Source organism: Pseudomonas sp. MAG002Y (genome assembly GCF_019400845.1).
Taxonomy (GTDB): domain Bacteria; phylum Pseudomonadota; class Gammaproteobacteria; order Pseudomonadales; family Pseudomonadaceae; genus Chryseomonas; species Chryseomonas luteola.
On record NZ_WOEJ01000001.1, the window covers coordinates 366,874 to 377,788 of the forward strand.

12 protein-coding genes are annotated in these 10,915 nt (G+C 57.5%); 9 read left to right on the top strand and 3 right to left on the bottom strand.

Translation table 11 applies throughout. The annotated features are described in order from the left end of the window. Window positions 1–76: 76 nt before the first annotated feature. The 4 genes from GM154_RS01685 (at window position 77) to GM154_RS01700 (ending at window position 3,570) form a co-directional block, all read left to right on the top strand. Window positions 77–874 (top strand): hydroxymethylpyrimidine/phosphomethylpyrimidine kinase, encoded by a 798-nt coding sequence (locus tag GM154_RS01685; protein WP_219650745.1) that lies wholly within the window; start codon window positions 77–79, stop codon window positions 872–874. Then, the gene (gene thiE / locus GM154_RS01690) at window positions 871–1,506 is read left to right on the top strand and encodes a thiamine phosphate synthase (protein WP_010797118.1); all 636 of its coding nucleotides are present in this window, start codon (window positions 871–873) and stop codon (window positions 1,504–1,506) included. Before GM154_RS01685 ends, thiE begins: the two co-directional genes overlap by 4 nt. Before the next feature lie 10 nt (window positions 1,507–1,516). Continuing rightward, window positions 1,517–2,803 (top strand): glutamate-1-semialdehyde 2,1-aminomutase, encoded by a 1,287-nt coding sequence (gene hemL, locus GM154_RS01695; RefSeq protein ID WP_219650747.1) that lies wholly within the window; start codon window positions 1,517–1,519, stop codon window positions 2,801–2,803. Between the two features lie 224 nt (window positions 2,804–3,027). Continuing rightward, on the top strand, window positions 3,028–3,570 hold the full coding sequence (locus GM154_RS01700) for a tetratricopeptide repeat protein (protein ID WP_010797116.1): 543 nt from the start codon (window positions 3,028–3,030) through the stop codon (window positions 3,568–3,570). A 48-nt stretch (window positions 3,571–3,618) separates the two neighbouring features. Here the strand turns inward: GM154_RS01700 and GM154_RS01705 are convergent, their stop codons facing one another. Next, window positions 3,619–3,939 carry a DUF1820 family protein gene (locus GM154_RS01705; RefSeq protein WP_010797115.1) on the bottom strand — a complete coding sequence of 107 codons (321 nt, stop codon included), beginning with the start codon at window positions 3,937–3,939 and terminating at the stop codon, window positions 3,619–3,621. Between the two features lie 124 nt (window positions 3,940–4,063). Between GM154_RS01705 and miaB the strand changes: the two genes are divergently transcribed. From miaB to lnt, 5 genes are all read left to right on the top strand, one after another. Next, window positions 4,064–5,437: a tRNA (N6-isopentenyl adenosine(37)-C2)-methylthiotransferase MiaB gene (miaB, locus tag GM154_RS01710; RefSeq protein ID WP_074822997.1), complete on the top strand. Its 1,374-nt coding sequence runs from the start codon at window positions 4,064–4,066 to the stop codon at window positions 5,435–5,437. Between the two features lie 88 nt (window positions 5,438–5,525). Further along, window positions 5,526–6,533 carry a PhoH family protein gene (locus GM154_RS01715; RefSeq protein WP_125887212.1) on the top strand — a complete coding sequence of 336 codons (1,008 nt, stop codon included), beginning with the start codon at window positions 5,526–5,528 and terminating at the stop codon, window positions 6,531–6,533. Further along, window positions 6,523–6,987 (top strand): rRNA maturation RNase YbeY, encoded by a 465-nt coding sequence (ybeY, locus tag GM154_RS01720; protein ID WP_019364056.1) that lies wholly within the window; start codon window positions 6,523–6,525, stop codon window positions 6,985–6,987. The genes GM154_RS01715 and ybeY overlap by 11 nt, the downstream gene beginning before the upstream one ends. 1 nt (window position 6,988) lies before the next feature. Beyond that, window positions 6,989–7,828 (top strand): HlyC/CorC family transporter, encoded by an 840-nt coding sequence (locus tag GM154_RS01725; RefSeq protein WP_019364055.1) that lies wholly within the window; start codon window positions 6,989–6,991, stop codon window positions 7,826–7,828. A gap of 129 nt (window positions 7,829–7,957) precedes the next feature. Then, window positions 7,958–9,487: an apolipoprotein N-acyltransferase gene (gene lnt, locus GM154_RS01730; protein WP_219650749.1), complete on the top strand. Its 1,530-nt coding sequence runs from the start codon at window positions 7,958–7,960 to the stop codon at window positions 9,485–9,487. A gap of 42 nt (window positions 9,488–9,529) precedes the next feature. Here the strand turns inward: lnt and GM154_RS01735 are convergent, their stop codons facing one another. Next, window positions 9,530–10,291, bottom strand: a complete 762-nt coding sequence (locus GM154_RS01735; RefSeq protein WP_219650750.1) for a YdcF family protein — start codon at window positions 10,289–10,291, stop codon at window positions 9,530–9,532. A 106-nt stretch (window positions 10,292–10,397) separates the two neighbouring features. After that, on the bottom strand, window positions 10,398–10,763 hold the full coding sequence (locus GM154_RS01740) for a hypothetical protein (RefSeq protein WP_019364052.1): 366 nt from the start codon (window positions 10,761–10,763) through the stop codon (window positions 10,398–10,400). Window positions 10,764–10,915: the final 152 nt, after the last annotated feature.

Here is a 10,915-nt window from a genome sequence, read left to right on the forward strand (position 1 = left end):
CTATCACAGGCCGGCCCAGCAGCTACACTGCCGACCGGAGCCTTTGTTCAGCCTGTTTAGTGATAAGCTTTTTGCCATGAATACACACAACGCTCGTCCCGTCGTCCTTTGCCTTTCCGGTCATGACCCCAGCGGCGGCGCTGGTCTGCAGGCAGACATCGAAGCCCTGATCGCCCAGGGCTGCCATGCGGCACCCGCCGTCACCGCGCTGACCGTTCAGGATACGATCAACGTGTCCGACTTTCGTGTACTGGACCGTGCCTGGGTGATGGCCCAGGCCAACGCCGTGCTGACGGATCTTCCTGTCGCAGCCGTCAAGCTGGGCATGCTTGGTTCTATCGAAATGGTTGAAACAGTACTGGATATCCTCGCGGATCATCCACAGTTGCCACTGGTGTGCGACCCGGTGCTACGCGCCGGTGGTGGTGGAGCCCTTGGCAAGGATGAGGTGGGTTATGCCATCCGCGAGCGGCTGTTGCCGCGCGCAACGATTGTCACGCCTAACCTCCCCGAGGCCCGCATCCTGGCCGAGCTGCCGGAAGGGACGGCAGACGCGTGTGCCGACAAACTTCTCCCCTACTGCGAGCATTTGCTCATCACCGGCGGTCATGGTGACGAGCAGGAAGTGCACAATCGCCTGTACACCCGTGACGGGCATCAGGAAACCGTTATCTGCCAGCGCCTTCCCGGTAGCTATCACGGTTCGGGCTGCACGCTGGCCAGCGCACTGGCCGGTCGGCTGGCTTTGGGAGAAGCTCTGCCCAGCGCAGTTCGCTCAGCTCTGGACTACACCTGGCGCACCCTGCGTGATGCCGAGCGTCCCGGCCGCGGCCAGTATATTCCCCGTCGCCTGCCACTGGACTTCTGCTCATGACTCCACTGCGTGGTCTGTACGCCATTACCGACAGCCAGCTCCTGGCCGACGACAAGCTTCTCCCCTATGTGGAAGCCGCATTGAAGGGCGGTGCTCGCCTGATTCAATATCGGGACAAATCCAGCGACCAGGTCCGCCGTCGGGACGAAGCTCAGGCACTGTCCGAGCTGTGTAGACGCCACGGCGCAGACCTCATCATCAATGACGACCTTGAGCTTGCACTCCAATTGGGTGTGGGCCTGCATCTGGGGCAGGAAGATGGATCCCTCGCCGAAGCACGCCAACAGTTAGGTCAGGCGGCAATTCTAGGAGGTACCTGCCATGCCCAGCTGGCCTTGGCGGAACGCGCTGTCCTGGAAGGCGCCAGCTACATCGCCTTTGGTCGCTTCTTCAACTCAAACACAAAACCCGGCGCACCGGCGGCCACGCCTGAACTGCTGATCGAGGCGCAACGCCGCTTCACCGTGCCGGTGTGCGCCATTGGAGGCGTTACCCTCGACAATGCCCCCTCACTGATCGAGCGTGGAGCCAGTCTGATTGCCGTCATTCATGCATTGTTTTCCGCGCCTTCTGCCGAAGAGGTAGAGCGCCGCGCCCGGGCATTCAGTGCACTGTTCAACCCCATTTCGTAGAGAATTCGCCATGTCACGCTCCGAAACACTGTTCGCCGATGCCCAGAGGCATATTCCAGGTGGCGTCAACTCCCCAGTTCGCGCCTTCAAAAGTGTGGGCGGCACGCCCCTTTTCTTCAAGCATGCCGCAGGCGCCTATGTCATCGACGAAGACGACAAGCGTTACGTTGACTATGTAGGCTCCTGGGGCCCGATGATTCTGGGGCATAGTCATCCCGACGTACTGGATGCTGTGCGCCGCCAGCTTGAACATGGTTTGTCCTATGGCGCACCAACTGCCATGGAAACCGAAATGGCCAATCTGATCTGCCAGCTGGTGCCCTCCATGAAAATGGTGCGCATGGTCAGCTCAGGCACCGAAGCCACCATGAGTGCCATTCGCCTGGCACGTGGATATACCGGTCGCGACACCATCATCAAGTTTGAAGGGTGCTATCACGGCCATTCGGACAGTCTTCTGGTAAAAGCGGGCTCTGGTGCCCTCACCTTGGGCGTTCCCAGCTCTCCTGGCGTACCCGCTGCGTTTGCCCAGCACACCCTGACCCTACCCTACAACGACCTGGACGCCGTCAAGGAAACCCTGCAGAAAGTAGGCGCGGATATCGCCTGTATCATTGTCGAGCCCGTGGCCGGCAACATGAACTGCGTACCGCCTGCCCCCGGCTTCCTGCAGGGCTTGCGTACCCTGTGCGATGAACATGGCGTGGTGCTGATTTTTGACGAGGTCATGACTGGCTTCCGCGTTGCCTTGGGTGGTGCCCAGGCTCATTACGAAATCACACCGGACCTCACCACGTTTGGCAAGATCGTGGGTGGAGGCATGCCTGTCGGGTGCTTTGGCGGTAAGCGCGCCATCATGGAAAAGATTGCACCGCTTGGCCCGGTCTATCAGGCCGGCACGCTGTCCGGTAACCCACTCGCCATGGCAGCTGGCCTGACGACGCTTAAGCTCATCAGCCGTCCCGGCTTCCACGACGAGCTGACCGCCCTGACAACCCGTCTGCTGATCGGGTTGCGCGAACGTGCCCAGGCAGCAGGCGTTCCGTTCGTTACCACCCAGGCAGGCGGCATGTTCGGCCTTTATTTCAGCACGGCAGACGACATCGTGACCTTCAATGACGTCATGGCCAGCGATGTCGAGCGCTTCAAGCGCTTCTTCCACCTGATGCTGGAAGGTGGCGTCTATCTCGCACCCAGCGCTTTCGAAGCCGGCTTCACCTCCATTGCACATGGCGAAGCGGAACTCGACATCACGTTCAAGGCAGCCGAACGTGCTTTTGCCGCGCTGAAAAACTGAGTACCGCCTATCGATGGTTTCGCTTGTAGGCAAACGGAGCGGAACCATCGTTTGCAATGAGCCTCTCAGTTTGAAACAGCCGATATCAGGCAATTACAAAAAAAGTTCATCGTAACTGCGTAAATTTTTTGTAAGGTGGTATCGGCTTCACTCATAATGTGCGAGCCGGCGCGTTTCGCCGGTCGGGTTTCCAGAAAAACCTGCCTCGATCCTGGAGGCGTTCCATGCACCGCGCCGGCCGTTTCATCATTACCAGCTTGCTCCTGTTCCCGCTGCTCGCCTTTGCGGGCGGTAATTCCCTGCTCATTCCCAGCACCAGCCGCTGCAACCTCAATGCAGCCCCGGAAGAGCTTCCGCAAGCTCTCTCCAAGTGCCAGCAGACTGCCCGCGCCGGTGATGCGCAGGCGCAATATGAGCTAGGCAGCTTTTACTACGATGGCAAACAGACCCCAAAGGATTTGAATCAGGCTCGTATCTGGTTCGAGCAGGCTTCGCTGAAGGGCCATGCTGATGCGCAGTACCGATTGGGCACCATGTTTTTCCGTGGCGAAGGTGTTCAGGCCAATACCGTGCAGGCCTATATCGTACTCAAGATGGCCGCCATCAACGGCTCGGAAGACGCCATGGACACCGCGGATCTGGTAGCTGAGCAGATGAGAAGGGATGAGCTGGAAATTGCAACCCAAGTGCTGGGTCAGATTTTCAGAGACTACCTGCAGGATTTGCAGACGGCAGGCACCGGAAATCCTTTCGCGCCACTTCCCTGACAAACCGGTAGACGCAGCCGCATGGTATGACGGCTGCGTTTTGCGGCATTATTTCTCCGGCATTGGTACCGGAAATGGCATGACGTTCGTTCCGCCCTTGGCTTCGCTGATCTTGGCCTGGCCAAGACGCTCCACTTCGTCGATCCGGATGACCGAGTGCAAGGGAACGAAGCTGCGGATAACGCCTTCGAACTGGGACTTCAGTTTTTCTTCACTGGGGTCTACGACGACTTGCGTACGCTCGCCAAAGACGAATTCTTCGACTTCGAGAAAGCCCCACAGATCACTTTGATAGATCTGCTTGGCATACATCTCGTAAACCTGTCCCTGGTTATGAAAAATCACCTTATAGATCGCTGGTTTGCTCATGATGATGGGTAACAGGAATGAAAACGGGGACGGATAATAGCAGTGAGGAGACGATCAGTGCTAGGAAGCAAGGACTCTCATCCTTATAATATGCGGTCCTCAATTTTTCCCCGACGAAGCGCGCATGACCAAGAAGCTTTTCATCGAAACTCACGGCTGCCAGATGAACGAGTATGACTCGTCCCGCATGGTCGACCTCCTCGGTGAGCATCAGGCGCTGGAGCTGACCGCAAATCCGGCCGAAGCCGATGTGATCCTGCTCAATACCTGCTCCATTCGTGAAAAGGCTCAGGAAAAGGTCTTTTCACAACTGGGCCGCTGGCGCGAACTGAAGTTACAGAACCCCGAGCTGGTGATCGGCGTGGGCGGCTGCGTGGCCAGCCAGGAAGGCGCCGCGATTCGTGATCGTGCGCCCTACGTCGACGTGGTGTTCGGCCCTCAGACACTGCATCGCCTGCCTGAAATGATCGACGCGGCCCGGGCTACTCGCGCGCCACAGGTCGACATTTCATTCCCGGAAATCGAGAAATTCGATCGCCTGCCCGAACCTCGTGTCGATGGTCCCAGCGCATTCGTCTCGATCATGGAAGGCTGCAGCAAGTACTGCACGTTCTGCGTTGTGCCTTATACCCGTGGTGAAGAGGTCAGTCGACCCTTTGATGACGTCCTGGCCGAAGTGATTCACCTGGCCGAGAATGGCGTTCGCGAAGTCACTCTGCTCGGACAGAACGTCAATGGCTATCGCGGCCTGACCCATGATGGCCGGATCGCCGACTTTGCCGAGCTGCTGCGCGTGGTGGCGGCCGTTGATGGTATCGACCGGATTCGCTACACCACCTCGCATCCGCTGGAGTTTTCCGACGCCCTGATCCAGGCACACGCCGAGATCCCGGAGCTGGCCAAATTCGTGCATCTGCCGGTGCAGTCGGGTTCTGACCGAATCCTGGCAGCCATGAAGCGCAACCACATGGCCATCGAGTACAAATCACGTATTCGCAAACTCAAGGCGGCGGTTCCTGATATCTGCATCAGCTCTGACTTCATTGTTGGCTTTCCGGGCGAAACCGAGAAAGACTTCGAGCAGACCATGAAGCTGATCGAGGATGTCGGCTTCGACTTCTCCTATTCCTTCGTCTACAGCGCACGCCCCGGCACACCGGCAGCGGACTTGGTGGACGACACCCCGGAAGAGGTCAAGAAACAGCGTCTGCAGATCCTGCAAGCCCGCATCAACCAGCAGGGCTTCGAGATCAGTCGTCGCATGGTTGGCACGGTCCAGACCATCCTGGTCAGCGACTTTTCCAAGAAGGACCCAGGCATGCTCCAGGGTCGTACGGAAAACAACCGTATCGTCAATTTCCGCTCTAGCAATGCCCTGCTGATTGGCCAGTTCGTCCAGGTTCATATCGATGACGCACTGCCCCACTCCCTGCGAGGCACCCTTCTGGCAGAAATTGCGCAGCCGCATGCAACTTCCGGTGCCATAGTCACTGTCTGACTATTGGTAGAGTGCGCACTTTGCCAAGTGCGCACAACCGATTACTCTTCAAGTAAACATCATCAGCTATAGGGCGATTACTCCTTCCTTGAATACACCTCAAGAACCTCGGCGCTTTACTCTCGAACCGTTTGATGCTCAACGCTTTGCCAAGCTTTGCGGCCAGCTCGACGAAAACCTTCGGCAGATCGAAAAACGGCTCGATATCGAAATCCGCAACCGCGGCAACCAGTTCGAACTGGTCGGCCCGCCGGAGCGTATCCAGTCGGCTGAAAATCTGCTGCGACGCTTGTATCGCGAGACCAAGACCGAAGATGACCTGACGCCTGACATGGTTCATCTGTTTCTGCAGGAGTCCGGCCTTGAGGGGCTTTCCGAGCCTCAGAGCGATCTGAATGTCTCGCTGCGCACCCGCAAAGGCATGATTCGTCCTCGCGGCGCCAATCAGCAGCGGTATGTCAAGTCGATCCTCGACCATGACATCAACTTCGGCATTGGCCCGGCGGGCACCGGCAAGACCTACCTCGCCGTAGCCTGTGCCGTCGATGCTCTCGAACGAGAGCAGATCCGCCGTATCCTGCTGGTTCGCCCCGCAGTTGAAGCGGGCGAGAAGCTCGGCTTCCTACCGGGTGATCTGGCTCAGAAGATCGACCCGTACCTGCGTCCTTTGTATGACGCCTTGTACGAGATGCTTGGCTTTGAGACCGTAGCCAAACTGATCGAACGGCAGGTCATCGAAGTGGCTCCACTGGCTTACATGCGGGGTCGAACGCTCAACAACAGCTTCATCATTCTTGACGAGAGCCAGAACACTACCGTCGAGCAGATGAAAATGTTCCTGACGCGTATCGGCTTCGGCTCTACAGCCGTTATCACCGGTGATATTACCCAGGTCGACCTGCCCCGCGGCACGCGCTCGGGCCTGGCCCATGTCATCAACGTTCTGAAAGACGTGCCGGGCATTGGATTTACGCACTTCCTGGCAAAGGACGTGGTACGTCATCCTCTGGTACAGCGCATTGTCGAAGCTTATGATCGCTTCGAACAACAGCAGACTGACAAACGTCAGTCGCGGGAAAACACGAATGACGATTGAGCTTGATGTACAAATCGCCAGCGAAGCGCCCGATCTACCTGAGGAACCTGAGTTACGTCGCTGGTGTGAGGTCGCCCTCCGCCAGCGCACCGCTGATTCAGAACTGACCATCCGCCTGGTGGATGAGCCGGAAGGTCGCGAACTCAATCGCACCTACCGGCACAAGGACTATGCCACCAACGTACTTACTTTCCCGGCCGATGTACCCGACGAGCTGCTGGATATTCCGCTGCTGGGTGACGTCATCATCTGCGCACCAGTCATCGCGCGCGAGGCTGCCGAGCAGGGTAAGCTTCTCAAGGCCCATTGGGCTCATATGGTTATTCATGGCTGCCTGCACCTGCTTGGCTATGACCATATCGAAGACGAAGAAGCGGAAGAAATGGAAAGCCTGGAACGAGAATTGCTGGCAGAACTAGGTCATCCCGACCCCTATGGCGACGAACAAAACTGACATGAACGAAGATCGATCGAGTAACGGGCACAGGTCCTGGCTGGAACGGATTGTCCAGGCTTTTGCCCACGAGCCCAAGAGCCGCCAGGAACTTCTGGAGTTGCTCCGTGAAGCTCACGAAAACAAGGTGCTCGACAGTGAAGCCTTATCCATTGTCGAGGGCGCTATCTCTGTTGCCGACCTGCAAGTACGCGACATCATGGTGCCGCGCTCACAGATCATTAGCGTCAAGGCCCACCAGACGCCGCAGGAGTTCCTGCCTGCTGTCATTGAGGCCGCTCACTCCCGCTATCCGGTCATTGGCGAGACGCCTGACGATATCCTCGGCGTCCTGCTCGCCAAGGATCTGCTGCCCCTGATCATTCACGGGGACCAGGCCTTCGATCTTAAGACTATTCTGCGCCCGGCCACCTTTGTTCCAGAATCCAAGCGGCTCAATGTGCTTCTGCGTGAGTTTCGTACCACGCACAACCATATGGCCATTGTGGTGGATGAGTATGGTGGTGTGGCAGGTCTTGTCACCATTGAAGATGTGCTTGAGCAGATTGTAGGTGACATCGAAGATGAACACGATGTTGAGGAAGAAAGCTTTATCAAACCGCTACCCAGCGGGGACTTCATCGTCAAGGCTCTGACACCTGTCCAGGCCATCAATGATTTCTTCGACACGGAATACCCCGATCAGGATGTGGATACGGTGGGCGGCCTTGTCATGAGCGCCTTCGGTCATCTTCCTCGCCGAAACGAGGAAGTGGTCATCGACGACTTCCGCTTTCGTGTACTCAACGCAGACGGTCGTCGCATCCATCTGCTGCGCATGACCCCGCTCACCGAGCGATAAACTGCAGCGGCCTGTCTGCTCGCCTGAGCAGGCAAGCCGCTGAATAGCCCTGTATATACCTCTCTTAGTAGCTAGCAGCACCTGGCATCCATTAAGCTTGCGCACCGCTGCATAGACCAAGGATTTCCGATGCGCTGGATGATTACCCCCGGCTGGAAAGGCAATTTGCTGGCACTGGTTGCTGGCGCACTGACGCCGCTCGCACTGGCGCCGTTCAACTTCTGGCCGCTGGAAATAGTATCGATTGCCCTCTTCTATCTTTCGCTACGCGAATTGCGCGCCGGATGGGCCTTTCTGCGAGGCTGGTGCTATGGCCTGGGGGCCTTTCTGGCGGGTACGAGCTGGGTATATGTCAGCATCCACGACTACGGTGCGGCATCCATGCCATTGGCGGCGGGTCTCACGTTTGGGTTCTGTGCCGGTATTGCCCTGTTTTTCGCGCTGCCAGCCTGGTTATGGGTGCTTTGTTTGCGCCGCAATCATGCACCCGCCAGTGACGCCCTGGCCTTCGCAGCGCTTTGGTTTGGCCTGGAACTGTTCCGCAGCTGGTTCCTGACCGGCTTTCCCTGGCTGTTTGCAGGCTATAGCCAAATGGATGGCCCGCTGGCCAGCCTTGCTCCAGTGGGTGGCGTCTGGCTTCTGTCATTCAGCGTGGCGTTGATCGCCGCTCTGCTCGTCAATATTCCCTGGCTGATTCGCAGACCCGTCAGCCTGGTTGCAGGTATCGTCCTGCTGATTGCACCCTGGTTCGGCGCCATTGCCTTCAAAGGACAAGTCTGGACTCAGCCAGCCGGCGAGCCGCTCAAGGTAGCCGCCATGCAAGGCAATATTGCCCAGGAACTCAAGTGGGATCCGGGCCATGTGCAGGATACGCTGGCCCTGTATCGCCAGATGACTATTCGGGAAGGCAAGACCGACCTGATTGTCTGGCCGGAAAATGCCATTCCAGTGCTCAAGGAATATGCTGACGGCTATTTACAAGACGTTACGGCTATCGCCAACCAGCGCGGCGCAACGCTTATCACGGGCATTCCGGTACGTGAGCGTGACGACAAGGGCCAGGATCGTTTTTATAACGCGCTAACGGTCAATGGCGACAATACAAACACGTATTACAAACAGAAGCTGGTGCCGTTTGGCGAGTATGTTCCCTTGCAGGAGCAGCTGCGCGGACTGATCACCTTCTTCAACCTACCGATGTCCGATTTCGTCCCGGGCCCAGAAGGGCAGCCGTTATTAACAGCCAAGGGATACCAGATCGCCCCGTTCATCTGTTATGAAGTGGTCTATCCGGAATTCGTGGCAGACATGGCCACCCGTAGCGATCTTCTGCTGACGGTAAGTAACGACACATGGTTCGGTAAATCATTCGGTCCTCAGCAGCATCTGCAAATGGCCCGGATGCGTGCATTGGAAAGTGGTCGCTGGATGATCCGGGGCACCAACAATGGCGTCACGGCCCTGATTGATCCCTTTGGCCGCATCACCACCCAGATCCCATCATTCCAGTTGGCTACGCTGCACGGGTCGGTCGTACCGATGAAGGGAGCTACACCCTACCTGACCTGGCGCCTCTGGCCGCTGGCCATTCTGTGTGGCCTGCTGACGCTTTGGGCGCTGGCTCGTAGAGGCCTTGAGCGCTCCCGTCCTATCGTCTAATGGAAGACAGTGGCAGGCCAGATATGACTGGCCTGCCCTTCTTCAGCGGTAGGCCAGCGGATAGGCTATGAGCCCTATCGCTTCGTTCATCAGAATCATGCTCTGGGCAATTGCCTTGGCCTCGGGCATCCATCCTCCCAGCGGCTTGCCGTTAGGCGTGCTCATGAATCCCATTGGCGCAGCGATCACCTCGAACCCCTGGCGCTCGAAGCACCACCGGGCACGCGCCATATGAAACGCCTGTGTAACCAGCACGATTCGCTTAACACCTGCTGGTTTGAGAATAGCCGCGCTGAGCGTCGCATTTTCCCACGTAGTACGGCTGTCTTTCTCCTGCCACCGCACCGATACGCCCAGGTCTTTTTCCATGACCTCGGTCATCAATTCCGCTTCGCTGGGAGGCGAAGACAAAGGTGAGCCTCCGGAAATAAGAATTGGCAGCTGAGAGACCTTGGCGATACGTGCCGCATAGCGAACACGCTCAATGCCCATCGCGCTGGAGACATCGCCTTCCCACGCCGGATCGTTACGCTCCCGGGAAGCGCCCAGAATAACAATGGCATCTGCCTGCTGCGCCAGAGACGACCAATCAGCCTGAGCCAGAGGCGGATCACGCTCGATCAGGCGCGCTTCCCATTCAACCGCAATCGGCAGACTGATCAGCCAGAAACCACCTGCGCCCATGATCAGGCAGGCAACCGAAATTCCTGGCCAACGCTTGCGAAGCACGATACCGGCCCATAACAGCAGCAAAAACAGGCCCGGCGGCATCAACAGCTGCTTGCAAACGTAGCGAATTAACATCGAGACATCCATGACGTCAGGCACATCCCTGGTCTAGCTGGAAAAACGAGACGTGATAATAACGCGCAGGAAACGGATTACCGAGGTGCAGGCATCCGAAGCGGAGTCAGATGGCGCAAGTATCCGTGCTGCAGACCTTGTGAGTCATGCACAGGGGGCACCGCTCGATTTGTTGTCCAGCGTTAACTTGCAGCCCGCAACGCAGGCAGCGCACTGCCACTGACGACTTTCCCAGACGGGAAGGCCTCGGATAAATCAGCTCCTGACAGGCATGAACCCATTGATCATTTCTGACCAGCCACGCCCTGATGATGTCCAGATCCTCCTGATGAAGGCCGGAAATTTCTATCTCCTGCTGCGCCTTGCGGTGCAAACGCTCCGCCGTGGCAGCCTCGTCCAGAGCACGCTCCAGACGCCGTTGCAAACGCTCCAGTGGAAGTCTCGCCAGGCGCTGCGCTGTGTCATGACTCATAGATAGCCTCCGGAAAGTCCTATCCTGCTGTTACCCAAGCGTAGTGCGCGATTGGCGAAACCGCGAGCCGATAAAATGACGAATTTCACTTTTATGAAATAAAACGCTTTCTGGCTAAAGGTTCCTTGCGTGGAGACGGTTCATGTATGCTT

Bases quoted from the DNA above. Each gene is read 5' to 3' on its own strand.
- GM154_RS01685 (WP_219650745.1), top strand. From the start codon at position 77: ATGAATACACACAACGCTCGTCCCGTCGTCCTTTGCCTTTCCGGTCAT.
- ybeY (WP_019364056.1), top strand. From the start codon at position 6,523: ATGACGATTGAGCTTGATGTACAAATCGCCAGCGAAGCGCCCGATCTA.
- hemL (WP_219650747.1), top strand. From the start codon at position 1,517: ATGTCACGCTCCGAAACACTGTTCGCCGATGCCCAGAGGCATATTCCA.
- GM154_RS01725 (WP_019364055.1), top strand. From the start codon at position 6,989: ATGAACGAAGATCGATCGAGTAACGGGCACAGGTCCTGGCTGGAACGG.
- lnt (WP_219650749.1), top strand. From the start codon at position 7,958: ATGCGCTGGATGATTACCCCCGGCTGGAAAGGCAATTTGCTGGCACTG.
- miaB (WP_074822997.1), top strand. From the start codon at position 4,064: ATGACCAAGAAGCTTTTCATCGAAACTCACGGCTGCCAGATGAACGAG.
- GM154_RS01740 (WP_019364052.1), bottom strand. From the start codon at position 10,763: ATGAGTCATGACACAGCGCAGCGCCTGGCGAGACTTCCACTGGAGCGT.
- thiE (WP_010797118.1), top strand. From the start codon at position 871: ATGACTCCACTGCGTGGTCTGTACGCCATTACCGACAGCCAGCTCCTG.
- GM154_RS01735 (WP_219650750.1), bottom strand. From the start codon at position 10,291: ATGTTAATTCGCTACGTTTGCAAGCAGCTGTTGATGCCGCCGGGCCTG.
- GM154_RS01700 (WP_010797116.1), top strand. From the start codon at position 3,028: ATGCACCGCGCCGGCCGTTTCATCATTACCAGCTTGCTCCTGTTCCCG.
- GM154_RS01705 (WP_010797115.1), bottom strand. From the start codon at position 3,939: ATGAGCAAACCAGCGATCTATAAGGTGATTTTTCATAACCAGGGACAG.